A 25303-nucleotide genomic window follows, 5' to 3' on the forward strand; every position below is an offset into this window, starting at 1 on the left:
GCACCTACAGCCTTGCCTTGCCCGGGCGGCGCATGCTCGTCGACCCGATGGCGAAACTGCGGCGACTTCCAAGAACTTTCGGCACTACCCATCGTCCGGAAGACGGAAGCTGAGCCTGTTCTCCTCATGGCTGCGGACGTAGATCAGATCGCAGGTCAGGCTGCGGATCAGATGCCAACCGAACCCGCCTTCCGGCAGATCGTCGAGCGCAAGATTCAGACGGTCGGGCAATTCCCCTTCAGGCAGGCGGTTCCCTGGCATTGCCAAGCCCCGGTCGACGATCTGGCAGCAGACGCCATCATCAACCCGGCGCAGCAAGATCGAGACCGGGCCTGCCCGTTCGGGATACGCATGTTCTGCCACATTGTTCAGCACTTCGGCGAGAACCAGCTCGGCGTTGCCACGCGCTTCGGCGGACAGACCGGACAGCGGCGGAACCGCCAGGATGCGGAGCAAGGTGTCCCGGATCACTGCAGGGTTGGCTGGAAATGCAATGTGCAGATCCGTTGTCTGCCCTTCCAGGTCAGGCGGTTGCGGCATGCGATACGGCCACCTCGAGCGAGGGATGGATCGTGAAGATGCTGTCCATCCGGGTCAGGCGAAAGACCTTTTCGACTGTGGGCGTCAGGCCGGAAAGCTCCAGCATCCGGTCTGGGCCGAGAAGCTTCTTCACTGCCACGATCGCGCCCAGTCCGGATGAATCGAGGAATTGCACTCGGGCCAGGTCGAGCACCACCCGGGCGGGGCTGTCCTTCGTGGCATCGCGCATCTTTTCCTTGAACTGGATCGCCGTGGCCGCATCGATCCGGTCTTCCAGCACAGAAACCGAGATCACCTTGGGCCTGGTCTGAGTTTGCAGTTGCATGTCGCACCCCTTTGCTTGCGTTTCCCGCAGGCTAGGGGCAAAGGGTGAACAACTGGTAAGTGTCAGTTGAGCTGGAACGTCACCGGATAGCGGCCATCCTCGAAGTCACCGAACAGGTCGCCCAGGTCGGGATGATCGACAGGCTCGCCGGTTTCATCGGGAACCAGATTCTGTTCCGAGACATAGGCCACATAGTAGCTTTGGCCGTTCTCGGCGAGCAGGTGGTAGAAAGGCTGGTCCTTCGAGGGGCGGCTGTCTTCGGGAATGTTGTCGTACCATTCCTCGGTGTTGGAAAACATCGCATCGACGTCGAACACCACGCCCCGGAACGGATGCTTCCGATGACGGAGCACCTGCCCGATATGATACTTGGCGTGCGTCGTCTGCATCACACAATCCCCTGCATTTTCTTTACGCTTTCGCAACGAATCTGTCCACTTCGCCACGCTGCCGCGGGGGAAACAGTCTGTGGGCACAGCCCCTACAGTCCGGTCGCTCGCGGGTTTCTGATGGGCAGGTCAGGCGTTCCCCATTTCATCCACGCAGCGAATAAGCTAAACTTGCGTCAAAAGAAAAGTGCACGAGGGGCAGATGAGCAGGTTTCTCCGTGCGTCGTTGGTGGTCCTATGCCTTGCCTCCTGCGGGGGCGGCGGCAACTACTCGGCGCCGAGGCAGTTGGACGATGCTTGCGCGATCCTGCGCGAGCGGCCGCAGTACCGGCGGGCGATGCTGGCGACCGAACGGCGCTGGGGCATTCCGGTGCATGTCCAGATGGCGACTATCTACCAGGAATCGAAGTTCATCGGCAACGCACGCACGCCGCATACCTTCGCTCTTGGCGTGATCCCGATGGGGCGGCAGAGCACCGCCTATGGCTACAGCCAGGCCCTGAACGCCACCTGGGAGGAATACCAGCACAGCGCCGGAAGTCGCCGGGCCAAGCGTGACGACATCGGCGACGCGACTGATTTCATGGGCTGGTACATGGACGAATCCGCGCGCAAGCTGGGCCTTTCGAAGGGCGATGCCGAGGCGCAGTATCTCGCCTATCACGAGGGCCGCACCGGCTATGCCGCTCAGTCCTACCTGAACAAACCCTGGCTGGTGGAAGTGGCGGCGGCGGTCGGTGCGCGGTCCGAGATGTATCGCGAGCAGCTTGCCTATTGCCGGTGAGGGCAACGGGCAGGGTGCTGCCCTGCGTCAGTTCTTCCGCGTCTCGATCTCGGCGCTGATGTCGAAGAGCCGGGTGCCCATCTGGCCGCCCTTCTTCATCTCGCCCAGGATCACAGTCGTCTGCGAACCCAGATCATCAGTGATGATCCACTGTCGCAGCTCCACCGGATTGGCGGTGAAGACCAGCTCGATCGAGCCATATTCCGGATGCTCGGGATCCTGCGCGCGGACGCGCGTCGAGGTCCCGTCCTCGCTGTGACCGACCACCATCTTCGCCCGGCCGAGGTCGACGTTTGCGGCCAGGATCAGGTTCAGCGGTGTGCGCTTCAGCGGGTACTGCTCGGGCGGCTGGTTGGACTTGGAATCGAAGATCGCCACGGTGTTGCTCCCTGCGATCACCAGGCTGCGGTCGGGCGGGCCATATTCGAACCGTACCCGCCCGGGCCGCTTGATGTAGATCTTGCCGGTCGAGATGGTGCCATCGGCGTTCACTTGGGTGAAATCCGCCTCTACGGTCGTCAGGCTGTTCAGATAGGCCGAGATTTCCTTGAGCGGCAGCTTTTCGGCTGCGGCGGGAAACGGCAACAGGAAGGCGAGCGGGGCCAGAAGGGCAAGGCGACGGTTCATGCGCCTTATATAGCGGCGCCCCGGCCCGGTTGCACCCCCGGCGCCAGCTCTGTTGCAGGGACCTGCCGATGGCGTGATCGCCGCGTGAGGCGAATTTCTTCGCTGTCTGGCGGGGATACGATGAAATATTCTATATTTTTCCGATTATGTCGTACTTTCTCCTAATATTTGCGCAAATCGCTCCGATCTTTACGAAGAAATCCCGGATCGGCGTAGCTATCTTCCCGGTGCAGGAAATCATTGCATCGGGAGTGGCGGGATGAAGGTCGTTGTGCTGGGCGCGGGTGTGATCGGGGTGACGTCGGCCTGGTACCTGGCCAAGGCCGGGCATGAGGTGACGGTGATCGACCGCCAGCCCGCTGCTGCGCTGGAGACCTCGTTCGCCAATGCGGGCGAGATCAGCCCCGGCTATGCCTCGCCCTGGGCGGCCCCCGGCATTCCGTTGAAGGCGCTGAAATGGATGTTCATGGAGCATGCGCCGCTGATCATCCAGCCGCGCCCCGACTGGGCGAAGCTCTCGTGGATGGCGCGGATGCTGATGAACTGCACGGCGTCGGCCTATGCGGTGAACAAGTCGCGCATGGTCCGGCTGGCGGAATATTCCCGCGATTGCCTGATGGAACTGCGCGCCGAGACCGGGATTTCCTATGACGAGCGCACGCAGGGCACGCTGCAACTGTTCCGGACCGAAAAACAGGTCGCCGCAGCGGAAAAGGACATCGCAGTGCTGAAGGCCGATGGCGTTGCGTTCGAAGTGCTGGACGCCGATGCCTGCGTCGCCGCCGAGCCCGGCCTTGCCTCGGCCCGGCACAAGATCGCCGGCGGCCTGCGCCTGCCGGGCGATGAGACCGGCGATTGCTTCAAGTTCACCCAGGGCCTTGCCCGAAAGGCCGAAGAGCTGGGTGTGACCTTCCGCCTCGGTGTCTCGATCGAGCGGCTGGAGGCCGAGATCGGCCGGATCACCGCCGTCCGCACCTCTGAGGGCCGGGTGACCGCCGATGCCTTCGTGGTCGCGCTCGGCTCCTATTCGCCGATGCTGGTCCGTGAATTCGGGATCAGGCTGCCGGTCTACCCGGTCAAGGGCTACTCGATCACGGCGCCGATCGTCGACGAGGCCCGCGCCCCGGTGTCGACCGTGATGGACGAGACCCACAAGATCGCCATCACGCGCCTCGGCGACCGCATCCGCGTTGGCGGCATGGCGGAGATCGCGGGCTTCGACTTCAGCCTGAACCCGAAGCGCCAGGCCACGCTGACCCATTCGGTCGAGGATCTGTTCGGCGGCGCGGGCGACCAGTCGCGGGCGAGCTTCTGGTGCGGTCTGCGCCCGATGACGCCCGACGGTACGCCGATCGTTGGCCGTTCGCCGCTGTCGAACCTGTTCCTGAACACCGGCCACGGCACGCTGGGCTGGACGATGGCGGCAGGCTCGGGACGGGTGCTGGCCGACATTCTTTCGGGCCGCCGCGCCGCGATCGAGAGCGAGGATCTCGGTTATGCCCGCTATCTGCGGGAAGCGCGCAAGGGCCGGGCGCCGGCTGCTGGTGTGGCCGTTCCGGCCTGACCACCGGCGGACCGAAGCAGCTCGGCAATATCCACTGGATTACCAGCCAATCTGGGGGCAGACTGAGCATCGGGGGTTGCTGGGGATGCCGTCGTGGCAGAGGAACGGAACGGACTGGCCGACTACGGTCGCTTTGCAGCAGCGCTCGGCATTGTCTGGTTCGGCCTTGAGGCTCCGGGCCAGAGGATCGCCTACATCGCCTTGCCGTTCCTTCTTGTCATGCTGATGGCGCCTTCCCATACCGGTGTTGCGGGGCGGGCAAGGCGGCTGCTCTTGCCGTTCCTGATCTGGTCGGTCGTCTTCGGCGTCTTGCACATGGCCCTGGTCCTCAAGGGCAACAGGCCACCATTCGACTGGTGGTCCTGGGATATGGTCCTGATGGGCACCTGGGGCCATCTGTGGATTCTGCCCTTCGCCTTTCTGGCTTCCAGCATCGCGCCCTGGCTCCAGCACCCGATCGCCTCGCTCGGCGCGGCATGGACAGCGGCCTTGTTGATCGTGGTGAAGGGAACGCCGGACGGGATGCCCTTCGAGCAATGGAGTTTCGGCGTCATACCGGTGCTTGTCGGGATCGCCTATTTCGCGTGGGGATGGCGGCTGGCGGTGGTCGCGCTGCTCGGCAGCTGGCTGATCCTGCACTTCGGTCGACCGGAACCCGACAACGTCACCATCCTGATCGGAACCGGACTGGCATTGGCCTGCCTGACCTGGCGGATTCCCGCAAGCGCCCTGTCCGAAAGATGCGCGCGGATGTCGGTGCTGATCTACCTCGCGCATCCGCTGGTCGTCTTCGTCGGCCAGTCGCTGCGGATTTCCTGGGTCGAGCTGGGACTGTTCTCGATGGTGGGCAGTGTGATCCTGGCCCAGTTGCTTGACACCGCAGCCAACAACTCGCGCCGGGGCGACCTGGAGTTCTGACGGGCTACGGCGTCAAGGACGCAGGCTTTGGGCGATCCGGCGCAGCTGCATGCGGGCCAGAAGCGGGTTTGCGTCTTCGCTGTCGAGTGCGATGCAGAGACACAGCCGGGGCGAGCCGTCCAGCGGACGGATCAGATGCATGCGCTGACCGAGCGAGATCAGTATGTCGTCGATACGCTCTTCCCGGTGGCCGGTGCACAGGGCCTTCAGGTTTGCCTTCGCCATGGCGATCGCCGTCGTCATGGTCGCGTCGTGATCGCCGTCGTTGCGGGCCGTCTCGCTGGCCATCACCGATCCCGTCTCGCTGTCGACCAGCCACCCGCCTGCGAAACCACCGATCCGGCGCAGCGCAGAAAGGTCGGGTGCCGCGGCCCGCGAGACCGGACGGCGTGGCCGCACCATCGGCACCGGTGCGGCGGCGGTTTGCGGTGCCACCCGGCGCAGGAGCACGACCTTGCGCTCGTTCTGCGGACCGGGCTGCGGCAGGGCACGAAGCCAGTCCTCCGCGGACTTGAACCGCGCGGTCGGTATGACGGCCATCGCCTTGTCGATGCTTTCCAGAAAACCGCGCGGATAGCCCGCGACCGATCCGGTCAGCGGCTTCAGCGGGTCGGGGCGTTTCTCCGCCAGGTCGGCAAGGCGGCGCTGGCAGTTTTCGGGGGCGACCCCGACAATCGCATGGTAAAGCGAGGCCGCGAGCGAGTAGATGTCGCTCCAGGGCCCGCTGTTGCCGCCCGGTGTGTAAAGCTCATGCGGCGAATAGCCGTCCTTCACCACGCTCAGGCCGGAATATTTCTGCGACTCTCCGGTCGCGCTGCGGCGGGCGGCCCCGAAGTCGATCAGGATCGGTTCGCCGTCCTGGTTGATGAAGATGTTGTCGGGCGAGATGTCGCAGTGCAGAAGGCCGTTGTCATGGATGTAGCCGATGGCCGACAGCAGCCTGGTTGCAATGCCGACGATCTGGTCGGGCGACAGATCGGCCTTCCTCGCCTCGATGATCTCCAGCAGATCGCTACCGCGGATATAGTCCAACGCCATATAGGCGGTGTCGTTGTCCTCGAAGACCTGATGCACACCGACAATGTTCGGGTGCCGCAGTGAAGCCAGGCTCCGCGCTTCGTTCAGGAAGCTTTTCACGATCTTCGACATATGCTCGCGTGTGCCCTGCGACCGGGCGCGGACCCGGGTTTCGGTCCGGCGGCAGAAGGTCGAGGAGAAGCATTCCTTGATCACGACCTCACGGTCGAGACTGTCCTTGGCGAGATAGGTGATCCCGAACCCGCCGGAGTTGATGAAGCGCGAGATGCGATACTGACCGTGAAACAGCGAGGTTCCGGGAAGAAGTTCGTCTCCAAAGGTATCGGCCGTCAGCGGTTCGGACGTATCGAATGCCATGATGGTCCAGAAGCCCCCTTATTCAGACGAACCGTCGGCCTCCGCATCAGCACCATGTCGATTCTGTGGCGAAAACCAGACACGAAATACAACTTCAGGTTGTGTTTGGAATTGGGCGGGATTGAGGCAGGTTTGTGTTCAATTTGCCCAAATGCTTAAGGCCCCCACCAGTTATCCCCGGCGGGGGCCTTGCGTCGATTTCCTCGCAAGATCCCTGTAAGGGCTTAGCGTTCCTCGACCAGGATTTCCCGCTTGCCGACATGGTTCGCGCGGGTGACGACGCCTTCGTCTTCCATCTGCTCCACCAGCCGCGCGGCCTTGTTGTAGCCGATCCCGAGCTTGCGCTGGATGTAGGAGGTGGAGCACTTCCGGTCCCGCGCCACGATCGCTACCGCCTGATCGTAGAGCGCATCGTCCGACGCCTCGCCCGAGCCCAAGCCCAGCACCATGTCGATATCGCCCGCGACCTCGTCCTCCGGCCCTTCCACGACGCCCGACATATAGACCGGCGGGCCGAAGCTCTTCAGGTGGTTGACGATCTCTTCCACTTCCTCGTCCGAAACGAACGGCCCATGGATACGAGTGATTTTCGCCCCGTTGCCCATGTAGAGCATGTCCCCGGCGCCCAGCAGCTGCTCGGCCCCCTGTTCACCAAGGATGGTCCGGCTGTCGATCTTCGACGTCACCTGGAAGGAAATCCGCGTCGGGAAGTTCGCCTTGATCGTGCCGGTGATCACGTCGACCGAAGGCCGCTGCGTCGCCATGATCAGGTGGATGCCCGACGCCCGCGCCATCTGCGCCAGACGCTGGATGCAGGCTTCGATCTCTTTCCCCGCGACCATCATCAGGTCGGCCATCTCGTCGACGATGACGACGATATAGGGGAAGGGCTGCGGCGCGAATTCCTCGGTCTCGAAAACCGGATCGCCGGTTTCCTCGTCGAACCCGGTCTGGATCGTCCGCTTGAACATCTCGTTCTTCGACAGCGCCTCACGGACGCGGCCGTTGTAGCCCTCGATGTTGCGGACGCCCATCTTGGACATCTTGCGGTAGCGTTCCTCCATCTCGCCGACGACCCATTTCAGCGCCACGACCGCCTTCTTCGGGTCGGTGACGACAGGCGACAGAAGATGCGGGATACCGTCGTAGACCGACAGTTCCAGCATCTTCGGGTCGATCATGATCAACCGGCATTCTTCGGGCGTCAGCTTGTAGAGAAGGCTCAGGATCATCGTGTTGATCGCCACGGATTTGCCCGACCCCGTGGTCCCCGCGATCAGCAGGTGCGGCATCTTCGCCAGGTTCGCCACCACCGGCTCGCCGCCGATGTCCTTGCCCAAGGCCAGGGGCAGCCGCAGGTGGCTGTCGCCGAAGTCGCGGGCGGCAAGGATTTCGCGCAAAACCACCTTCTCGCGGTGGGCGTTCGGCAGTTCGATGCCGATCACCGACCGTCCCGGAACGGTGGAGACGCGCGCCGACAGTGCCGACATGCTGCGTGCTATGTCATCGGCCAGCCCGATCACCCGGCTGGCCTTCAGGCCCGGCGCGGGTTCCAACTCGTACATGGTGACGACCGGGCCGGGGCGGACGGCGGTGATCTCGCCCTTCACGCCATAGTCGTCCAGCACGCTTTCCAGCATCCGCGCGTTCTCTTCCAGCGCCTCGTCCGACAACTGGTGGCCCTGCACCTTGACCGGCGCCGACAACAACGACAGCGGCGGCAGTTCATAGACCTGCGCCTGTTCCTCGAAGCGCAGGGTCGGCTGGCTTTCCGCCATCGCCTGCCGCGATGGAGCGGGCTTCTTCACCGCGTGCTGCACCACCGCCTTGCGGTCGGAGGCAAAGCCCAGTGACCGGGCCGGAGGCAGCTCATCCTCCAACTCGTCCAGCGGGTAATCCGCCAGGTCATCCTGATCCTCCCAGGCCGCATCCTGCGTGAAGGAAACCTGATCTTCGTCCTCGTCAACCTCCGGCTCCCAGGCCGGTTCGGCGGCAGGCGACGCCATGCGGGGCAGCGGCCGCGTGTCGGCCATCAGCACCACCGGCCCCTTGGGTCGCATCACCGGCGGTTCCACCCGCGCAGCAGTGGGCAAGGGCGGCGGAGCCGTCGGGAAATCCGGCGACCGCTGCACACGCGAGCGGATGACATCGGAAATCCGCGCCTTTATCCGGGCGTCCTGCGGCATCGACATGTCCCAGGTCGGTTCCAGCTCGATCAGCTCCGGATCGGGTTCCGGCTGCGCCTTGCGGCGCAGGCGCTCCAGCAGGCCCAGCTTCTCCTTCACAGGGGCGGGGGCCATCTCCGGCTCCGGAGCCGGATAGCGCAGTTCCGACCGCAGCGAGGACGGCGTGGCCCGCGCTTGCGTCGTCCGCAGCGGTTCGGGGGCCAGATCGCCTGTCACCGGCGGCATCACCCGTCGCGAGAGTGGCGCATCGCGCCCCATTGCAACGGGTGGCTCATAGGCTCGCGCCGCCGCCATGTTCTGCGACCGTGCCCGTGCCCGGTCCTGCAAGGCTGCCGCCCCGCTCAAAGCGCCCCGCGCGCCATAGCCCATGCCCTGACGCAGGGCGGAATAACCCATGATCGAACCCAGCAGCAGGAAGCGCCGGATCGTTTTCAACTCCTCGATATCGAAGCCGGTCACGAAGAGCATCACGGCGATCAGGCCCGCGAAGGTCATCAGCGACAGGAGTTTGAGGCCGAAACCAGCGCTGCCGGGGATCACGCCCAGCAGTGACCCCGTCACCGTATCGCCGAACAGCCCGCCCAGCCCGAAGGTATGGGTCCAGGCATCGCCCGGCACCAGCGTCGCGCAATGCACTGCCGCGAAGGCCACCGCGATCACGGCAAAGACCACCCGGCCCACCGCGCGCTCGCCGCCCCGATGGACCATGAAGCGCACGCCCCAGGCGCCGAAGATCAACGGGATCGTCCAGGCCCCCTTGCCGATCAGGATGATCAGCGTCGAGGCCAAGGCCGCGCCGAACCGCCCGAAGATGTTCTGCGCCGGTTCCTCGGTCGCGACCATCCAGCCCGGATCCTCGGGTGAATAGCTCCACAGCATCAGCGTGAAGCAAAGCGCTACCAGCACCAGCGCCAGCCCCAGAAGCTCGCGCCCCCGGCGTTCCAGCATTGCCTGCGTGCCCTGGTCCAGAAGCGGATCGCGCTGCCGTGCCTGATACGAAGCCATTCGTCCCTCACCGATAAAGACAGTCGCGGAGCAAGGTCAGCCCGCGCTGCGTTTCTTCTTGCGGGGCCACGAGGGCCACGCGGATATATCCCTTGCCGGGGTTCTGCCCCCCGGCGTCCCGCGAGAGATAGCCGCCGGGCAAGACCCGCACACCCGTCTCGCGCCACAGTTTCAAGGCCGCCTCTTCGCCATCCTCGACCGGCAGCCACAGGAAGAACCCGCCGCCGGGCGCCTGATAGCCCTGCAACCCCGCGAAGATGCCGTCCGCATCGCGGAACTTCTGCTGATAAAGCGCGCGCGAGGCATCGACATGCGCCTCATCCCGCCAGCAGGCCTCGGCCACCCGCTGCAGGGGCAGGGGCAGGGGGGCGCCCGCGAAGGCGCGCAACTGCCGGATGCGCAGCATCGACTCCGGCCCCGCCACCACGAAGCCCGACCGCAGCCCCGGCAGGTTCGACCGTTTGGAAAGGGAATGAAACACCAGCGCCCGCTCGGGGTCGGCACCTTGCTGATGCGCGATTTGCAGAAGTCCGGGCGGAGCGGTCTCGCGCCAGATCTCGGAATAGCACTCGTCGGCCAGCACCCGGAAATCGTGCTTCTCGGCCAGCGCCAGGAGGTCCGCCAGATACTCCTTCGAGGCCACAGCGCCCTGTGGGTTGGCGGGCGAGCAGATGTAGACCAGCGCCACCCTGTCCAGCACATCCTTCGGAAGGCTGCCATAATCGGGAAGGAAGCCGGTCGCGGCGGTGGCGGGCACATAGACCGGCTCGGCCCCCACCGCCAGCGCGGCCACGGCATAGACCTGATAGAACGGGTTCGGCATCAGGACGACGGGGCGCTTTCCGTTCTTCGTCTCGGGACACAGCGCGATGCAGGCGTTGAAGAGACCCTCGCGGGTACCGTTCAGCACCATCAGGCAGTCTTCCGGAATGGCCAAGCTGTAACGCCGCGTGATCCAGCCCGAGATCGCAGCGAGAAGCTCCGGCGTGCCGTCATTCGGCGGGTAGATCCCGAAGCCCGACAGGTTCGCCTGAAGGATCGGCCCGACGAAATCGGGCATCGCATGGCGGGGCTCGCCGATGGTCATGGCGATGGGATCGCCGCCGGGGGCGTGCGCGTCGAGAAGCTTCCGCAAGCGCGGAAACGCATAATCCGGCAGGTTCGAAAACCGCTCTGGAAACGCCATAACTGCCTCAAGCCCGGGGTCGTAACGCCCCGTTTTCCCGGACGATAGCCAGTCGCGCGCGTCAGGTCCAGAAAAACCCTTCCCGGAGAGAGGCTTGAGGCGCGCCCTGTGGCTTTTCGGCTAAGGCGGCACGGCAGGCCCGGCGCCCGCCGAGCGTCCCATTCCGGTGCCGACCCGTCCTATTCGGCCTTGCTCGCCGGTTTGGCGTTCAGAAGCGCATAGCGCTCTGCGCCGAGCGTGTCGAAGAGACCAAGCTGAGTCTCCAGAAAGTCGATGTGACCTTCCTCGTCCGCCAGGAGCGAATCGAACAGCGCGCGGGACACATAGTCGCCGACGGAATCGGAATGCTGCCGCGCCTCGATGTACAACTTGCGCGCGTCCCGCTCGGCGGCAAGATCGGCCTCCAGGGTTTCGCGCACGGTCTGGCCGATGCGCAAGGAGTCCAGCTTCTGAAGGTTCGGATGGCCCTCCAGGAAGATGATCCGGGCGATCAACCGGTCGGCGTGATGCATCTCCTCGATCGACTCGGCCCGCGACTTGTCCGCCAGGTGGCCAACGCCCCAGTCCTCCTGCAAGCGATAGTGCAGCCAGTACTGGCTGACCGCGGTCAGTTCCGACCGGAGTGCCGCATTGAGATATTCGATGACTTTCGCGTCGCCCTTCATGGCCGCTTCCTTTCGCACTGTGCGGGGCTGACCCTGGCTGGGATATCCTTGCTGGAGTCGACCGAAAAATAGGCCCGCCGCGCCCCGGTGTCCAGAGCGCGGCGGAGATTTCCCAACATTTCCAAAAGTTTACAGAAACCCTCGGCTATTCGGCGGCGATAATTCTTGGGCGGCGCAGCATCGGAACCTCGTCCCGGCGCGGCACCTGGAAGTTCTCGTTCGCGCGCATGGTGTTCAGGAACAAGGGCATGCACCCCCCGCAATCGGCGCGCTTGCCGAGTGCATGGTAGATCTTGCCGGGGGTGATCACGGTGTCTGCGTCCGAGGCGCGCATCCAGTCCACCGCCGCGCGGATGTCGTGATCGGTGATGGACTGGCAGTGGCAGATGATCATGGCATCACTGGAAAACGGCGTTCGGGTTGTCCAGGCTGTCGGAGCCCTCGAATTCGACCTTCGACAGGCCGAGCGCCGTCACCGCCCGATCGACCGAAGCGGTCTGCGTGACCAGTGCGTTCACGGCGCCCATGATCAGCGCCTCGCCCTCGGCATTGCCGGCGGCGAGCAGCGTGTCATAGGCCTTGCCGCCATCACCCGCATCTTTGAGCGCCTGGAGCGCTGCGACCGAGGCGTCGAGTTCCGATTTCAGCTGGCTGTCCACGGCCGGGTCGGCGGTGGCGACGAGTTCGGACAGCGACGGTCCGGCCAGCGTGCTGCCATCGGTCCGGGTATAGGTGCCGAGATAGACGTTCCGGATGCCAAGACCGTCATAATAGTGGCTGTTGTAGGTGTTGTCAGAGAAGCAGTCGTGCTCTTCCTCGGGGTCGTTGAGCATGAGGCCGAGCTTCATCCGCTCGCCACCGAGTTCGCCGTAGGACAGGCTGCCCATCCCGGTGAGCATGGCAAGGATGCCCTTTTGCGGGTCGGCGGTCACGGCGGCGCGGGCGGGGCCTTCGGCCTCCCAGTTGCCGACCATCTCGGTCAGGTCAGAGACCAGCAGGTCGGTCGCGGCTTGCAGATAGGCGGCGCGACGGTCGCAGTTGCCGCCGGTGCAGGCGTCGCCGGTGGCGAAATCGGTCCAGGGACGCGCCCCGGCGCCAGGGTTGGTGCCGTTCAGGTCCTGGCCCCAGAGCAGGAATTCGATGGCATGATAGCCCGAGGCGACGTTGGCCTCGATCCCGTCGGCTTCGTGCAGGGTGCCGGAGATCAGCTCCGGGGTGATGGCGGTGGCGTCGACCTCGGTGCCCGAGAGGGTGAATTTCGGGGTGGCGATGACGTTCAGGTTGGCAAGGGCGTTCTCCTCGTTGCCGTAGTCGCCCGAGGTATAGTCGATCAGGCCTTCGTCCAGTGGCCAGGAGTTTACCCTTCCTTCCCAGTCGTCGACGATGGGATTGCCGAAGCGGAAGGCCTCGGTCTGCTGGTAGGGCACGCGAGCGGCCTTCCAGGCGTCGCGGGCGGCTTGCAGGGTTTCGTCCGAGGGCGTGGCGATCAGCGCGGCGACTGCGGTCTGCAGGGCTTGGGCGGTCGTCAGGCTGTCCTGGTAGCCGGCAAGCGCGATGTCGGCATAGTGCTGCGTCACCTCTTCCGGCGTGGCGGCAAGCGCGGGGGCGGCAAGAGCGGTGGTGAGGCAGAGGACAGACAGGAGGCGCATGGGCAAACCTTTTCAGTCGGGATCTGCCCGATTGTCTGACTAAAAGCCTTGGATTTGTAAAGCCCGATTCTTTTGATTGGGAATCACGGTCGGGCGATCCGCGCGGATTGGCCGCAGGTTTCAGCCGACCCGGCGCGGCAATTCCGCAATGACCGCGCGGGCGGCGGCGGCGGGGTCTTTCGCCTGCCAGATCGGGCGGCCGACGACGATGTGGTCGGCGCCGTCGGCGATGGCCTGCCCAGGCGTGGCGATGCGCTTCTGGTCGCCGGTGGCGCTGCCTGCCGGGCGGACGCCGGGGGTGACGATCAGCTTGCCTTTCGCCTCGGGCAGCGCGCGGATCATCGCGGCTTCCTGCGGGCTGGCGATGACGCCATCGGCCCCGGCCTGCAAGGCACGGGCGGCGCGTTCCAGCGTGATCTGGTGGATGTCGCCGGGTTTGATCAGGTTCGCGTCAAGGTCGGCTCGGTCGAGCGAGGTGAGCACCGTCACGGCAAGGATCTTGAGGCCGGTGCCGCCCTTGCCAGTGGCGGCGGCGGTCACGACTTGCGGGTCGCCATGGACGGTGAGGAAGTCGAGGTCATATTGCGACAGGCCCCGGACTGCGGCCTCGACGGTGGCGCCGATGTCGAAGAGCTTGAGGTCGAGGAAGACGCGCTTGCCCTGTTCCTGCTTCAGTTGGTTTGCCAGAGCCAAGCCGCCGCCGGTCAGCATCCCGAGGCCGATCTTGTAGAAGCTGGCCGCCTCGCCGATCCGTGTGACGAGGTCGAGGCCCTGCACCAGATTCGGCACGTCGAGGGCGACGATGAGGCGGTCATCTGCGGGCATGGGCGTCTCCGGGATTTGGCGCGGTTTGACGGGGCGGGGGCAGCCTGTCAAGACTGGCGCGAAACGGGAGGCGGGATGATCCTGGCATTCGACATCGGCGGCAGCCGGATCAAGGCGGCGGTCTGGGACGGAACCTTGCAGCCGGTGGGCGAGGTGGCGACCCCGCTGGGCGACACTGCGGCCTTCACGGCGGCAGTCGCGGGGTTCGTCACGGGGCGCGAGGCAGGGATCGCGATTTCGATTGCCGGGGTGGTCGATCCCGTCAGCGGTCTGGGGAAGGTCGCGAACATCCCGGCGATCGACGGGCTGCGGCTGGGGCCGGAGGTGCAGGCCGCGACGGGGCTGCCGGTGCGGGTGCTGAACGATGCCGACTGCTTCGCTCTGGCCGAGGCGCTGCAGGGCGCGGGGCGCGGGCATCACTCGGTGCTGGGGGTGATCCTGGGTTCGGGCGTCGGCGGCGGGCTGGTGATCGGCGGGCAGGTTGTGACGGGTGCGGGCGGCTATGCCGGGGAATGGGGCCACGGGCCGGTGATCCGGGGCGAGTTCGCCTTTCAATGCGGCTGCGGTCAGGTGGGCTGCGTGGACACTGTGGGCTCCGCGCGCGGGCTGGAGCGGCTGCACCGCAAGCGGACGGCAGAGTTGCTGGGATCGGAGGCGATCATCGCGGGCTGGATGGCCGGGGAGGCCGAGGCGGGCGAGACAATGGCGCTGTGGCGCGAGCTGGTGGCGGGGCCATTGGCGATGGTGGTGAACGTTGTGGGGGCCGATTTGGTGCCTGTGGGCGGCGGGTTGTCGCGCGCGCCGGGGCTGGTCGGCTACCTGGACGAGGCGGTGCGGGTGCGTCTGCTGCGGCGGACGAAGGGGCCGCTCTTGGTCCCGGCGGAATGCGGGGCAGATGCGGGGCTTTTAGGCGCGGCGATGGCGGGGGTCGCGGCATGGGGGTGAGGCTGGAGGTCTGCGTCGACAGCGCCGGGGGGCTGGCCGAGGCCGTGGCGGGCGGGGCCGACCGGATCGAATTGTGCGCGGCGCTGGCGCTGGGCGGGCTGACACCATCCGCCGGGCTGATCGCGCTGGCGTCGGGGTGCGGAGTGCCGGTGGTGGCGATGATCCGGCCGCGCGCGGGGGATTTCGTCTGGTCCGAGGCGGAGGTCGGGATGATGGAGGCGGAGATTGCCTCGGTGCGGGCAGCGGGGTTGCATGGAGTCGCGCTGGGGGCCTCGCTGCCGGACGGGCGGCTGGACGAGCCGGTGCTGCGGCGGCTGGTGGCGGCGTCGGAGGGGCTGGAACTGGTCCTGCATAGGTGCATCGACCTGACGCCGGATATGGATGCAGCGCTGGAGGAGGCGGTCGGCCTTGGCTTCCAGCGTATCCTGACCTCGGGTGGCGAGACGACTGCGGAAGCCGGAGCGGGGCAGATCGGGGCGCTGGTGCGTCAGGCCGCCGGGCGGATCACGGTTATGCCGGGGTCGGGGGTGAACCCGGGGAATGCGGCGATGCTGAAGGGGCTTGGCATCGGCGAGATTCACGCCTCATGTTCGGCATCAAGGCCGGCTTCGGGCCGGGTGGTGGAGATGGGTTTCGCGCCGCCTGTGCAGCGGCAGACTTCGGCGGATGCGGTGCGGGCCTTGCGCAGGGCGTTGGAATAGGAGCGGGCGATGGAGATCAGGCTGGATTACGACCGCCCGGAGGAAGGCCCCGGTTCCGGCCCGCTGACCGTGGGCTGGTTCCTCGCGCAGGACAAGGGCGCGGTGCTGTATGACCCGCCGGAGCGGGTGGTGATCCGCCCGCCGAACAAGGCGCATGCCAAGTCGGCCAGCCGCTGCCCGGCGGTGATCCAGCTGGAAAGCCGGTACTTCCTGGTGAAATGCCCGTTCGACCTCCACATCGGTTTCCAGCGCGACGACAAGGGCAAACCGGTGCTGGTGAACCGGGCGGGGGCGGCCTCGCCGATCCGGTCCTCGAAGCTGAACGAGGTGCTGACGCTGGTCTCCGAAGTGGAGTGGCGCTTCCCGGACCGGCCCACGCTGCAACTGCACCTGCCCTACTACTTCATCGCCGACGAGATGGTCTACCTGACCCAGCTTGCCGCCTTCGCGCATTACCGGCCCGATCCCCTGCCCGGCACGATCTTCGGCGGGCGCTTCCCGATCTCGATCTGGCCGCGGCCGTTGATGTGGGCCTTCGAATGGCACGAGCCGCAGAAGGACCTGATCCTGAAGCGCGGCGAGCCCCTGTTCTATGTGCAGTTCGAGGGGATGGACCCCTCGCGCGCCGTGCAGGTGGTGGAAGCAGAGCGGACGGTGGAACTGCAGGCCTATCTGGAGAAGGTCTCGGGCGTGGTGAACTATGTCAACCAGACGTTTTCGCTGTTCAAGGCGGCAGAGGGCTTGCGGCCGAAGAAGCTCTTGGTCGCGAAGGCCCGGGAGTAGCGCCTGTGCCCGACACCGGGGCGCTGCCCCTGCGTCCACGGTTTCTCGAACCGGTGGCGCAACCGTGAACGCACCCCGAGTATTTGGGTAAAGAGCAAGCGCAATTTGATTTAAATTTGGGAGGTTAGCCCATGCGCAGCATCATCGAGATTTACGAGGTCGCTTCGGGCCGGGTGCGCGAGGTGCTGGCGGTGGAAGGGCGGATCGAGGCGCCGAACTGGGCGCCCTCGGGCGACTGGCTGCTGGTGAACGGCGAGGGACGGTTGTTCCGGGTGCCTATGGCGAAGCCCGCGCTGGAGCCGGTGGAAACGGGCGCGGCGGTGAAATGCAACAACGACCACGGGATCAGCCCGGATGGCAAGACGATCATCCTGTCCTCGCATCATGAAGGGGAGGGGTCGCAGATCTATGTGATGCCGGTGACAGGGGGAGAGCCGGTGAAGGTTTCGCCGGAAGCCCCCAGTTGGTGGCACGGGGTTTCGCCGGACGGAAAGGTGCTGACCTATGTCGCGGCGCGGGGCGGCGCCCGTGTGATCGACGTCTATACGCTGGTGCCGGGGGCGGAGGAGGGGCGGCTGACCTTCGGCGAGGGGCATTGCGACGGGCCGGATTTCAGCCCTGACGGCAGCCGCATCTTCTACAACTGCGACCGCAGCGGGCATGCGCAGATCTGGGTGATGGCGGCGGACGGGGCGGGACAGCGGCAGTTGTTCGAGGACGGGTTCGTGAACTGGTTTCCGCATCCCTCGCCCAATGGGCGACATCTGCTGTACCTGGCCTATCCGCCGGGAACCACGGGGCATCCGGCGGACCTGGAGGTGGCGCTGGTGCTGTGCGATCCCGAAGGCGGTAACCGGCGCCGGGTACGGGAGTTCACCGGGGGGCAGGGGACGATCAACGTGCCCTGCTGGGCGCCGGATGGCAGCGCCTTTGCCTATGTGCGCTATGAGCCCTAGGCCGGACGAAGCCCGCTGAGGCCCTTCGGTGCCTTCGGTTTCGGCGTCTCGGGTGGTGGCGGGAGATCGACGGCGGCCAGGACAGGTTGCAGGTGGCGCGGGTCGCCCCAGACCGAGATATAGACCTCGGGCGGGTAGCCGTTGGCCAGATGCTCGGGCGTCAGGTCGATGATCCGCACGCGCAGGTCGTCGCCATGGACGAGCGAGGGGGCGATGATCTCCTCCGCCACCGGGCCGAGATGGCCGACCAGCCCTTCGGTGTGATGCGGGATCAGGCCCAGGATCGGCTTCTTCAGCCGGGCGAAGACGCCGATACGGCCATCAGACAGCCGGTCGAGCCAGGCGGGATCACCGATGGACAGGCCGGTGCGGGCGACGTGGATCGCCAGGCCCTCGACCGGGGCCTTGTGGATCAGGGGAAGTTTGGCGTCGCTCATGCCTTGGGCCTTTCGTCTTCGGAAGCACCGAGGATGGGGAGGCGTGGCGACAGGATGCAAGGCAAGGTTGCGCTGTCGGATGAAGGCCAGCCCGATACCGCCGATGGGGTGGCGCGGTATCGGCAAGGAAAGGCCGATTTCATGGACCTGCGCCGGGTTTTTGCGCAGTGTGGTTTTTGCGCAAGCGGGGATTGCAAAGGCCGCGGGCCACGCCCAAGTGAGGGTCAAGGCCTTGAGCGGTGGGCTGGAGATCCGGGCACCGCAGGCAAGGCGCTTCAGAGGAAGGAGAATGCCGATGAATTTGGAGAAATTCACGGAACGGTCGCGTGGCTTCCTTCAGGCCGCCCAGACCATCGCGATGCGGGAAAGCCACCAGCGGGTGCTGCCCGATCATCTGTTGAAGGCATTGATGGATGACGATCAGGGCCTGGCCGCGAACCTGATCCGCAAGGCGGGAGGCTCGCCCGAGCAGGTCAATGCGGCGGTGAATGCGGCGATTGCCAAGCTGCCGAAGGTTTCTGGCGGCGATGGCCAGACCTATATCGACCCGCAGCTGGTGCGGGTGCTGGACGAGGCGGAAGCCGTGGCCAAGAAGGCCGGGGACAGCTTCGTGCCGGTGGAGCGCCTGCTGACCGCGCTTGCGCTGGTGAACACCCGGGCGAAGGATGCGCTGACGGCGGGGGCGGTGACGGCCCAGGGGCTGAACACGGCGATCAACGAGGTCCGCAAGGGGCGGACGGCGGACTCGGCCTCCAGCGAGGACACGATGGAGGCGTTGAAGAAATACGCCCGCGACCTGACCGAGGCGGCGCGGGACGGCAAGATCGACCCGATCATCGGCCGCGACGAGGAAATCCGCCGGGCGATGCAGGTGCTGTCGCGCCGGACAAAGAACAACCCGGTGCTGATCGGAGAACCCGGCGTCGGCAAGACCGCCATCGCCGAGGGCCTCGCTCTGCGTATCGTCAATGGCGACGTGCCGGAGAGCCTGAAGAACAAGAAGCTGATGGCGCTGGACATGGGTGCCCTCATCGCCGGGGCCAAGTACCGCGGCGAGTTCGAGGAGCGGCTGAAGGCGATCCTGAAGGAGATCGAGGCGGCATCCGGCGAGATCATCCTCTTCATCGACGAGATGCACACGCTGGTCGGCGCGGGGAAATCCGAAGGCGCGATGGATGCGGCGAACCTGATCAAGCCGGCCCTGGCGCGGGGCGAGCTGCACTGCATCGGCGCAACCACGCTGGACGAATACCGCAAGCATGTGGAGAAGGACGCGGCCCTGGCCCGTCGCTTCCAGCCCGTGTTTGTGGAAGAGCCGACGGTGGAGGACACCATCTCCATCCTGCGCGGGATCAAGGAGAAGTACGAACTGCACCACGGGGTGCGGATCACCGATGCGGCGCTGGTCGCGGCGGCGACGCTGTCGCACCGCTATATCACCGACCGCTTCCTGCCCGACAAGGCCATCGACCTGGTGGACGAAGCGGCCTCGCGCCTGAGGATGGAAGTGGATTCCAAGCCGGAGGAACTGGATGCGCTCGACCGGCAGATCCTGCAATTCCAGATCGAGGCGGAAGCGCTGAAGAAGGAAGACGATGTCGCGAGCAAGGACCGGCTGGAAAAGCTGGAGAAGGAGCTTGCCGATCTTCAGGAGAAATCCTCCGAGCTGACCGCGAAGTGGCAGAACGAACGCGCGAGCCTGGAGGCGGCACGCGGGCTGAAGGAACAGCTGGACGTCGCGCGGGCGGAACTCGAGGGCGCCAAGCGCGAGGGCAACTTCGCCAAGGCCGGGGAACTGCAATACGGCCGGATTCCCGAGCTGGAGAAGCAGCTTGCCGAGGCGGAAGCCAAGGAAGGCCAGGCGCTGGTCGCCGAGGCGGTGCGGCCCGAGCAGATCGCCGAGGTGGTCGAGCGCTGGACCGGCATCCCCACGACCAAGATGCTGGAAGGCGAGAAGGAGAAGCTCCTCAAGATGGAAGAGGAACTGGGCAAGCGTGTGGTCGGCCAGCGGGCAGCGGTGGAAGCCGTCTCCAAGGCCGTGCGCCGGGCGCGCGCGGGCTTGTCGGACGAGAACCGTCCGCTGGGCAGCTTCCTGTTCCTGGGGCCCACCGGCGTCGGCAAGACCGAGTTGACCAAGGCGCTGGCGGCTTACCTCTTCGACGACGACCAGGCGATGGTCCGCATCGACATGTCGGAGTTCATGGAGAAACATTCCGTGGCCCGGCTGATCGGCGCCCCCCCCGGCTATGTCGGCTATGACGAGGGCGGGGTGCTGACCGAAGCGGTCCGCCGCCGCCCATATCAGGTCGTGTTGTTCGATGAGGTGGAAAAGGCCCACCCGGACGTGTTCAATGTGCTGTTGCAGGTGCTTGACGATGGGCGCCTGACCGATGGCCAGGGCCGGACGGTCGACTTCCGGCAGACTCTGATCATCCTGACCTCGAACCTCGGGGCGCGGGCCTTGTCGGAACTGCCAGACGGCGCGGATGCCAGCGCGGCCAGGGCCGAGGTGATGGAAGCGGTGCGCCAGCATTTCCGACCCGAATTCCTGAACCGGCTGGACGAGCAGATCATCTTCGACCGGCTGAACCGGGGCGACATGGCCGGCATCGTGGAAATTCAGTTGCACCGGCTGGAGCAACGCCTTGCTGCGCGGAAGATCACGCTGGATCTGGATGCGACGGCGAAGACCTGGCTGGCCGACGAAGGCTACGATCCGGTCTTTGGGGCGCGGCCCTTGAAGCGGGTGATCCAGCGCCAGTTGCAGGACCCGCTGGCCGAGATGCTGCTGGCCGGAGAAATCCTCGACGGCAGCGTGATCCGTGTCACTGCGGGGCCGGAGGGGCTCATCATCGGCGACCGGGTGGTGCAAAGTCGCCGGGAGCGCCCGCAATCGGCGGTGGTGCACTAAGCGACTGGGAAGGGGTGGGCGATTTTGCCCACCCTTTTCGTTTCACCGTGTCAGGCCGAACGCAGGACTACGAGGTTGTCTTCAACCGCCGCCGCGACCTCGTTGTAATGCTCCGTCCGCCGCGCCGGATCGCCGCCGGAACGGATGATGATCAACTCGGTCTCCTTCACCACATCGGCAGCCTCAGCGGCGGCGACTTCGGCAAAGCCCTCCTTCACCGCGCGGACCGGGGGCAGGCGCTTGGCCATCGGCTTGTGCCCTTCGCGCAAGCGCAGCGGGGGGGCGTTTACATCCTCATATTTCCTGACGATGGCATCCAGCTTGTCAGCCGCGTCCAGCATCGCCGACTTGATCGGCAGGTAGTCGCCCGAATTCGGCAGGTTCGCTGCAACTTTCAGGTAGTAGAGCCGCAGGCAATCGATCCGGTAGCGCAGGTCGATGCGGGCGTCGCAGGTCTTGTCGGCGCCTTGCAGAATCTTCACGATTCCCTTCGTGACATTGGTATTGACGGCTGTTCCGATCTGCGGGCTGCCGTCCTCGCAGGAAATGCTCAACAGACCAATGCCCGACGGCGTTTCGGGTTCCGGTTCATAGCAGTCTGCCCGCGCGGCCCCGGCCGGAATCAGCCAGAGCAGGCCCAGGGCGAACAGGAATGGGGGCAGGATTGATTTCGTCATTTCAGTTCTCCGTTTCAAAAATTCCGTAAGCTGCAAGCACCGCACGCCTTGTGCCGGGTCCGAACGACCCATCCACCGTGCCGTCATAAAGGCCCTTCTCGGCGAGGATGGCCTGAAGGTCGGCCCAGGTTTCCTTCGGGAACTTGTCGGCATTGTTCAAAAGCCCGTCCAGCGCCAACTCGCTGCCACCGCGCAGCGCGCGATATAGAAGGTCAGCCGCATCCTTCGGGCCAAGGTCGGGCACCAGCCCGTTGGCCGCGAACGAGGCCACGTTGAACATCGCCTCGGTATGGCCCTGGGCCGCCGCCTCACGGAACAGCGCCAGCGCCGCGTCCCGATCTGCCGTCAGGCCAAGCTCGCCGGTGAAGTGGAAATAGCCCATGTCGTTCAGCGCAGCGGGGACTTTCGCTTCAGCGGCCTCCTGATACAGCTTCAGCGCCCGGGTCGGGTCGGGGTCCACGCCGATCCCGCCCTCCAGCACCTTGGCCAGCCGGTATTTCGCATCGGGGTCGCCCGCCGCGACCGCCTGCTCCAGCAGTGCCTGCGCCTCTTGCGGGGCGTAATCGGTGCTTTGGCGGTCAAGCTTGGCCAGCGCCAGCCCGACCAGCGACCGGGAATCGCCCGCCGCGGCCGACTTTTCCAGATTGGCGCGGTCCGCCGCGACAACGCGCTGCCAGGCGACGGCCAACTCCTCCACGCCGGGCTCCGACGATCCGGCGGCGGCATCGGCGGTCAGATAGAAGGGTTCGCCGGGAAGCGAGCCGTAGACGGTCGGTTCCTGCCGGTTCCCCGTGGCGGCAAGCACGTCATCGCGTACCTGTCGGAACAAAAGACTGATCTCCAGGTTCGGCTTCACCATGTTGGCGCGCAGCGCGATGTTGAACGGGCTGTTCGCGCTGTCCCCGTCCAGCGCCACCTCGCCATCGCGGGCCGCATAGGCCACCAGCGTGCCGCGTTCCGGCGACGGCGGGGCCAGGCCGCCCTTGCCGGTGGTCAATCCCTTGGCGACCTCGGGATCTCGCAGGTCGATCACATCGGGGAAGGGGTTGTCGCGGCAGCTGTCCAGGATCACGACCGACATCTTCCGCGCCCCGTCGACGGCGGCCATCATCTGATCCATCGTGACCGAGGCCGAGACGATATCCTTCGCTTGCCGCACCTTCGCATCGACCGGGATCAGGAAGGTGGTGCCCTGGACCGAAACGCCATGCCCGGCATAGTAGATCAGGGCAATGTCGGCGGTTTCGGCCTCGAAGGCGAACTTGTCCAGCGCGGCCAGAGTCTCTTCCCGTGTGGCATCCATCCGGACATCGACGTGAAAACCAATCTCCTCCAGCGTCCGGGCCAGCGCCGTGGCGTCGTTGACGGTGTTCCTCAGCGCGGTGACGTTCTGGTAGGCGGCCATGCCGAAAACCAGGGCGACGCGGTCCTTGGCACGGGTTTCGGCAAGGGCGGAGGCCACGAAAAGCAGCAGGAACAGCGGCAGGGCCAGCAGGCGGCGGAGCATGGCAGAACCGGGGCAGGAGAAATTGACCTTGCGTCAAAGGCTACGCCCAATTCGCGAACGCGGCAAAGGCCAAACCGTCAGCAGCCCGTCAAAAGCGCGTGCCCATGGGTCGGAAAGGGTGACTTGACGCGGATATGGGCCTGGTGCGGTCTCCTCTGCGGAGAAGATGGCTAACCGATCATGAACGCCCACGGCCAAGGCCTTGATTTCGCTCCGCCGGGAAAGCCGCCGCGCATGGACAACTGCGGACGGACCGGTGATCCGTCGGGCCCGGGACGGAATATTTCAGGCTACTGCCGCACACGTGAGCCGGATTGCTTTGCCTTTTCTGCGCAGAGGCGCATCCTTGCAGAAATCCCGGAGGAGCCGCCGATGCCCCTGAAATGGTCCGACGTCACGCCGAAGCCCCTGTGGCTGAACCGCCGCCAGCTGATCGCCGGTGCGGCGACCCTGCTTGCCTCCCCAGCGCTGGCCCGGATCGAGGCGGCGCCGAGCAAGTATTCCACCGATGCCGAGCCGAACAGCCTGGAAGACATCTCGACCTACAACAATTTCTACGAATTCGGCACCGGCAAGGGCGATCCTGCGTCCTACGCGGGTGGCCTGACCGTCGACCCCTGGTCCGTCGTGATTGACGGCCTCGTCGACAAGCCCGGCACCTACGACCTTGCCGACGTCGTCAAGGGCCAGCCGCTCGAGGAGCGCATCTACCGCTTCCGCTGCGTCGAGGCCTGGTCGATGGTCGTCCCTTGGATCGGCTTCCAGCTTTCCGGCCTCCTGGAGCGGGCCGGCGTGCAGCCGGGCGCGACCTTCGTGGCCTTCGAGACACTGCTTCGCCCCGAAGAGATGCCAGGCCAGGCCTCGCCTTTCATCGACTGGCCCTACCGCGAAGGGTTGCGGCTGGACGAGGCGATGCACCCGCTGACCATCCTTGCAACGGGCCTCTATGGCGAGGAGATGCCGAAGCAGAACGGCGCGCCGATCCGTCTGGTGGTGCCCTGGAAATACGGGTTCAAGTCGATCAAGTCGATCGTGCGGATTTCGCTGGTCGACAAGATGCCGCTGACGACCTGGAACATGCTGCAACCGCAGGAATACGGCTTCTATTCCAATGTGAACCCCAAGGTGGACCATCCGCGCTGGAGCCAGGCCTCCGAACGCCCCCTCGGTGGCGGGCTCTTCGCCGGGCGGCAGGACACGCTGATGTTCAACGGCTACGAGGCCGAGGTGGCGTCGATGTATGCCGGTCAGGATCTGGCGGTCGACTATTGATGGACCGGCTGAACGGGCTTGCCCGCAGGGTGCCGACCTGGGTGGTTTATCTCTTTGGCCTGGTGCCGCTGGGGTTTCTTGTCTGGGGGGCGGTCTTCGGTGGCCTAGGGCCGGACCCGGTCAAGGCCATCGAACGGGGGCTTGGCGAACGCGGCTTGCAGTTCCTGCTGGCCTCGTTGGCGGTCACGCCCATGCGGCGGCTGGGGCTGAACCTTCTGCGTTTCCGCAGGGCGCTCGGGTTGCTCTCCTTCCTCTATGTCAGCCTGCATCTGGTCGCGTGGGTCTGGCTCGACATGGGCCTGCGCTGGGGCGAGATGCTGGCTGACCTGACAAAGCGGCCGTTCGTGATCCTGGGGATGATCGGCTTCCTGGTGATGGTTCCCCTGGCCGCGACCTCGTGGAATGGTGCGATCCGGCGCATTGGGGCGGTCGGCTGGAACAGGCTTCACAAGCTGGCCTATGTAGCGATTCTGGCGGGAACGGTGCATCTGGCGCTGATCTCCAAGGTGTGGACCGGCGAGGTTCTGGTCTATCTGGGGCTTGCCTTGGGCCTTCTTGCCTCGCGCCTGCTTCCGAAGGCCCCGATCCGGCGCCGCGCGTCGGCCTGACTCGGGTTCCAACGGCGCTGCAGGCGCAAGAAAATTGCCGCAATGCCGCGGCAGTTGTGGGCTTTCTTGCGCCAACCACCAGATTTTGCGGTGTTTTCCGGCTTCTGCAAAAATTTTGCGACGAAGATGTTTTTTGCTCTTGCGGCTTCCCGATGGCCTCCGTAAATACCCCCTCACCGAAGCAGAGACGCGACGGTGACGGACGGAAGCGGCTGGCGACGGAAGCGGAAGTTCGGAAAATCTGAAGGCAAGGCGCGAAGGGATACGCCAAGAAGTTGGCGGATCGCATGTTTTTTGTCTGACGATGGCTCTTTGAAAACTGAATGAATGAAGGGATATGCGGGCGGTTTGGGCGCATCGGCGTCTAACGTCTAGCATATCGGCCTACTAGGGTGAGCGACCGCGAGGTTGCCGACCGATGATGTAGGTGTCAGCTTCACTACTTGTG

At 65.4% G+C, this 25303-nt stretch carries 24 protein-coding genes; 10 read left to right on the plus strand and 14 right to left on the minus strand.

What is annotated here, in order from left to right; translation table 11 throughout:
- Positions 1-84: 84 nt before the first annotated feature.
- The 3 genes from JNJ68_RS06915 to hspQ form a co-directional block, all read right to left on the minus strand.
- A complete protein-coding gene (locus JNJ68_RS06915) occupies positions 85-540 on the minus strand; it encodes an ATP-binding protein (protein ID WP_294980616.1) in 456 nt (151 codons plus the stop codon).
- Positions 524-865: an STAS domain-containing protein gene (locus JNJ68_RS06920; RefSeq protein WP_294980618.1), complete on the minus strand. Its 342-nt coding sequence runs from the start codon at positions 863-865 to the stop codon at positions 524-526. The genes JNJ68_RS06915 and JNJ68_RS06920 overlap by 17 nt, the downstream gene beginning before the upstream one ends.
- A gap of 62 nt (positions 866-927) precedes the next feature.
- Entirely contained in the window at positions 928-1254 is a 327-nt protein-coding gene (gene hspQ / locus JNJ68_RS06925; RefSeq protein WP_137109145.1) for a heat shock protein HspQ, read from the minus strand.
- A gap of 202 nt (positions 1255-1456) precedes the next feature.
- Here hspQ and JNJ68_RS06930 point away from each other — a divergent pair, with 202 nt between their 5' ends.
- On the plus strand, positions 1457-2038 hold the full coding sequence (locus JNJ68_RS06930) for a lytic transglycosylase (RefSeq protein ID WP_294980621.1): 582 nt from the start codon (positions 1457-1459) through the stop codon (positions 2036-2038).
- Between the two features lie 27 nt (positions 2039-2065).
- Here the strand turns inward: JNJ68_RS06930 and JNJ68_RS06935 are convergent, their stop codons facing one another.
- On the minus strand, positions 2066-2665 hold the full coding sequence (locus tag JNJ68_RS06935) for an outer membrane lipoprotein carrier protein LolA (protein ID WP_294980623.1): 600 nt from the start codon (positions 2663-2665) through the stop codon (positions 2066-2068).
- A gap of 259 nt (positions 2666-2924) precedes the next feature.
- Here JNJ68_RS06935 and JNJ68_RS06940 point away from each other — a divergent pair, with 259 nt between their 5' ends.
- Both JNJ68_RS06940 and JNJ68_RS06945 read left to right on the plus strand, forming a co-directional pair.
- Positions 2925-4229, plus strand: a complete 1305-nt coding sequence (locus JNJ68_RS06940; protein ID WP_294980626.1) for a D-amino acid dehydrogenase — start codon at positions 2925-2927, stop codon at positions 4227-4229.
- Positions 4230-4322: 93 nt separating this feature from the next.
- On the plus strand, positions 4323-5147 hold the full coding sequence (locus JNJ68_RS06945; protein WP_294980629.1) for a hypothetical protein: 825 nt from the start codon (positions 4323-4325) through the stop codon (positions 5145-5147).
- A gap of 12 nt (positions 5148-5159) precedes the next feature.
- Here JNJ68_RS06945 and JNJ68_RS06950 read toward each other — a convergent pair whose 3' ends face one another.
- The 7 genes from JNJ68_RS06950 to pyrF all read right to left on the minus strand — a co-directional run bounded on the left by JNJ68_RS06950 (position 5160) and on the right by pyrF (position 14058).
- Positions 5160-6542 carry a serine/threonine-protein kinase gene (locus JNJ68_RS06950; protein ID WP_294980632.1) on the minus strand — a complete coding sequence of 461 codons (1383 nt, stop codon included), beginning with the start codon at positions 6540-6542 and terminating at the stop codon, positions 5160-5162.
- Positions 6543-6766: 224 nt separating this feature from the next.
- Positions 6767-9733 (minus strand): DNA translocase FtsK, encoded by a 2967-nt coding sequence (locus JNJ68_RS06955; RefSeq protein WP_294980635.1) that lies wholly within the window; start codon positions 9731-9733, stop codon positions 6767-6769.
- A 7-nt stretch (positions 9734-9740) separates the two neighbouring features.
- Positions 9741-10919, minus strand: a complete 1179-nt coding sequence (locus tag JNJ68_RS06960) for an aminotransferase class I/II-fold pyridoxal phosphate-dependent enzyme (RefSeq protein WP_294980638.1) — start codon at positions 10917-10919, stop codon at positions 9741-9743.
- Positions 10920-11098: 179 nt separating this feature from the next.
- A complete protein-coding gene (bfr, locus tag JNJ68_RS06965; RefSeq protein ID WP_294980641.1) occupies positions 11099-11584 on the minus strand; it encodes a bacterioferritin in 486 nt (161 codons plus the stop codon).
- Positions 11585-11729: 145 nt separating this feature from the next.
- Positions 11730-11978 carry a (2Fe-2S)-binding protein gene (locus JNJ68_RS06970; RefSeq protein WP_294980645.1) on the minus strand — a complete coding sequence of 83 codons (249 nt, stop codon included), beginning with the start codon at positions 11976-11978 and terminating at the stop codon, positions 11730-11732.
- A gap of 4 nt (positions 11979-11982) precedes the next feature.
- Positions 11983-13233: an imelysin family protein gene (locus JNJ68_RS06975; protein WP_294980648.1), complete on the minus strand. Its 1251-nt coding sequence runs from the start codon at positions 13231-13233 to the stop codon at positions 11983-11985.
- 120 nt (positions 13234-13353) lie between these two features.
- Positions 13354-14058: an orotidine-5'-phosphate decarboxylase gene (gene pyrF, locus JNJ68_RS06980; protein WP_294980650.1), complete on the minus strand. Its 705-nt coding sequence runs from the start codon at positions 14056-14058 to the stop codon at positions 13354-13356.
- A 75-nt stretch (positions 14059-14133) separates the two neighbouring features.
- On the opposite strand from pyrF, the gene JNJ68_RS06985 reads away from it, so the two are divergent.
- From JNJ68_RS06985 to JNJ68_RS07000, 4 genes are all read left to right on the plus strand, one after another.
- Positions 14134-15003 (plus strand): ROK family protein, encoded by an 870-nt coding sequence (locus JNJ68_RS06985; protein WP_294980653.1) that lies wholly within the window; start codon positions 14134-14136, stop codon positions 15001-15003.
- The gene (locus JNJ68_RS06990) at positions 14994-15704 is read left to right on the plus strand and encodes a copper homeostasis protein CutC (protein WP_294980656.1); all 711 of its coding nucleotides are present in this window, start codon (positions 14994-14996) and stop codon (positions 15702-15704) included. Before JNJ68_RS06985 ends, JNJ68_RS06990 begins: the two co-directional genes overlap by 10 nt.
- 9 nt (positions 15705-15713) lie before the next feature.
- Positions 15714-16487 carry a hypothetical protein gene (locus JNJ68_RS06995; protein WP_294980658.1) on the plus strand — a complete coding sequence of 258 codons (774 nt, stop codon included), beginning with the start codon at positions 15714-15716 and terminating at the stop codon, positions 16485-16487.
- Between the two features lie 131 nt (positions 16488-16618).
- Positions 16619-17443, plus strand: coding sequence for a hypothetical protein (locus JNJ68_RS07000; protein WP_294980660.1), 825 nt, complete (start codon positions 16619-16621; stop codon positions 17441-17443).
- On the opposite strand, the gene JNJ68_RS07005 is transcribed toward JNJ68_RS07000, so the two are convergent.
- Positions 17440-17880 carry a hypothetical protein gene (locus JNJ68_RS07005; RefSeq protein ID WP_294980662.1) on the minus strand — a complete coding sequence of 147 codons (441 nt, stop codon included), beginning with the start codon at positions 17878-17880 and terminating at the stop codon, positions 17440-17442. The genes JNJ68_RS07000 and JNJ68_RS07005 overlap by 4 nt on opposite strands.
- A 295-nt stretch (positions 17881-18175) precedes the next feature.
- Here JNJ68_RS07005 and clpB point away from each other — a divergent pair, with 295 nt between their 5' ends.
- A complete protein-coding gene (clpB, locus tag JNJ68_RS07010) occupies positions 18176-20791 on the plus strand; it encodes an ATP-dependent chaperone ClpB (RefSeq protein WP_294980665.1) in 2616 nt (871 codons plus the stop codon).
- A gap of 50 nt (positions 20792-20841) precedes the next feature.
- On the opposite strand, the gene JNJ68_RS07015 is transcribed toward clpB, so the two are convergent.
- Positions 20842-21468, minus strand: coding sequence for a hypothetical protein (locus tag JNJ68_RS07015; protein WP_294980668.1), 627 nt, complete (start codon positions 21466-21468; stop codon positions 20842-20844).
- Position 21469: 1 nt separating this feature from the next.
- Positions 21470-22975, minus strand: coding sequence for a caspase family protein (locus JNJ68_RS07020; protein ID WP_294980670.1), 1506 nt, complete (start codon positions 22973-22975; stop codon positions 21470-21472).
- Positions 22976-23347: 372 nt separating this feature from the next.
- Here JNJ68_RS07020 and msrP point away from each other — a divergent pair, with 372 nt between their 5' ends.
- Positions 23348-24247: a protein-methionine-sulfoxide reductase catalytic subunit MsrP gene (msrP, locus tag JNJ68_RS07025; protein ID WP_294980672.1), complete on the plus strand. Its 900-nt coding sequence runs from the start codon at positions 23348-23350 to the stop codon at positions 24245-24247.
- The gene (msrQ, locus tag JNJ68_RS07030) at positions 24247-24855 is read left to right on the plus strand and encodes a protein-methionine-sulfoxide reductase heme-binding subunit MsrQ (RefSeq protein ID WP_294980674.1); all 609 of its coding nucleotides are present in this window, start codon (positions 24247-24249) and stop codon (positions 24853-24855) included. The genes msrP and msrQ overlap by 1 nt, the downstream gene beginning before the upstream one ends.
- The last annotated feature ends 448 nt before the right edge of the window (positions 24856-25303 follow it).

The sequence above is a fragment of the Tabrizicola sp. genome (genome assembly GCF_016793705.1).
Lineage (GTDB): Bacteria > Pseudomonadota > Alphaproteobacteria > Rhodobacterales > Rhodobacteraceae > Tabrizicola.

Excerpts from the sequence above, each read along its gene's own strand:
- JNJ68_RS06915 (WP_294980616.1), bottom strand. The coding sequence starts at position 540 with ATGCCGCAACCGCCTGACCTGGAAGGGCAGACAACGGATCTGCACATT.
- JNJ68_RS06920 (WP_294980618.1), bottom strand. The coding sequence starts at position 865 with ATGCAACTGCAAACTCAGACCAGGCCCAAGGTGATCTCGGTTTCTGTG.
- hspQ (WP_137109145.1), bottom strand. The coding sequence starts at position 1,254 with ATGCAGACGACGCACGCCAAGTATCATATCGGGCAGGTGCTCCGTCAT.
- JNJ68_RS06930 (WP_294980621.1), top strand. The coding sequence starts at position 1,457 with ATGAGCAGGTTTCTCCGTGCGTCGTTGGTGGTCCTATGCCTTGCCTCC.
- JNJ68_RS06935 (WP_294980623.1), bottom strand. The coding sequence starts at position 2,665 with ATGAACCGTCGCCTTGCCCTTCTGGCCCCGCTCGCCTTCCTGTTGCCG.
- JNJ68_RS06940 (WP_294980626.1), top strand. The coding sequence starts at position 2,925 with ATGAAGGTCGTTGTGCTGGGCGCGGGTGTGATCGGGGTGACGTCGGCC.
- JNJ68_RS06950 (WP_294980632.1), bottom strand. The coding sequence starts at position 6,542 with ATGGCATTCGATACGTCCGAACCGCTGACGGCCGATACCTTTGGAGAC.
- JNJ68_RS06955 (WP_294980635.1), bottom strand. The coding sequence starts at position 9,733 with ATGGCTTCGTATCAGGCACGGCAGCGCGATCCGCTTCTGGACCAGGGC.
- JNJ68_RS06960 (WP_294980638.1), bottom strand. The coding sequence starts at position 10,919 with ATGGCGTTTCCAGAGCGGTTTTCGAACCTGCCGGATTATGCGTTTCCG.
- bfr (WP_294980641.1), bottom strand. The coding sequence starts at position 11,584 with ATGAAGGGCGACGCGAAAGTCATCGAATATCTCAATGCGGCACTCCGG.
- JNJ68_RS06970 (WP_294980645.1), bottom strand. The coding sequence starts at position 11,978 with ATGATCATCTGCCACTGCCAGTCCATCACCGATCACGACATCCGCGCG.
- JNJ68_RS06975 (WP_294980648.1), bottom strand. The coding sequence starts at position 13,233 with ATGCGCCTCCTGTCTGTCCTCTGCCTCACCACCGCTCTTGCCGCCCCC.
- pyrF (WP_294980650.1), bottom strand. The coding sequence starts at position 14,058 with ATGCCCGCAGATGACCGCCTCATCGTCGCCCTCGACGTGCCGAATCTG.
- JNJ68_RS06985 (WP_294980653.1), top strand. The coding sequence starts at position 14,134 with ATGATCCTGGCATTCGACATCGGCGGCAGCCGGATCAAGGCGGCGGTC.
- JNJ68_RS06990 (WP_294980656.1), top strand. The coding sequence starts at position 14,994 with ATGGGGGTGAGGCTGGAGGTCTGCGTCGACAGCGCCGGGGGGCTGGCC.
- JNJ68_RS06995 (WP_294980658.1), top strand. The coding sequence starts at position 15,714 with ATGGAGATCAGGCTGGATTACGACCGCCCGGAGGAAGGCCCCGGTTCC.
- JNJ68_RS07000 (WP_294980660.1), top strand. The coding sequence starts at position 16,619 with ATGCGCAGCATCATCGAGATTTACGAGGTCGCTTCGGGCCGGGTGCGC.
- JNJ68_RS07005 (WP_294980662.1), bottom strand. The coding sequence starts at position 17,880 with ATGAGCGACGCCAAACTTCCCCTGATCCACAAGGCCCCGGTCGAGGGC.
- clpB (WP_294980665.1), top strand. The coding sequence starts at position 18,176 with ATGAATTTGGAGAAATTCACGGAACGGTCGCGTGGCTTCCTTCAGGCC.
- JNJ68_RS07015 (WP_294980668.1), bottom strand. The coding sequence starts at position 21,468 with ATGACGAAATCAATCCTGCCCCCATTCCTGTTCGCCCTGGGCCTGCTC.
- JNJ68_RS07020 (WP_294980670.1), bottom strand. The coding sequence starts at position 22,975 with ATGCTCCGCCGCCTGCTGGCCCTGCCGCTGTTCCTGCTGCTTTTCGTG.
- msrP (WP_294980672.1), top strand. The coding sequence starts at position 23,348 with ATGCCCCTGAAATGGTCCGACGTCACGCCGAAGCCCCTGTGGCTGAAC.
- msrQ (WP_294980674.1), top strand. The coding sequence starts at position 24,247 with ATGGACCGGCTGAACGGGCTTGCCCGCAGGGTGCCGACCTGGGTGGTT.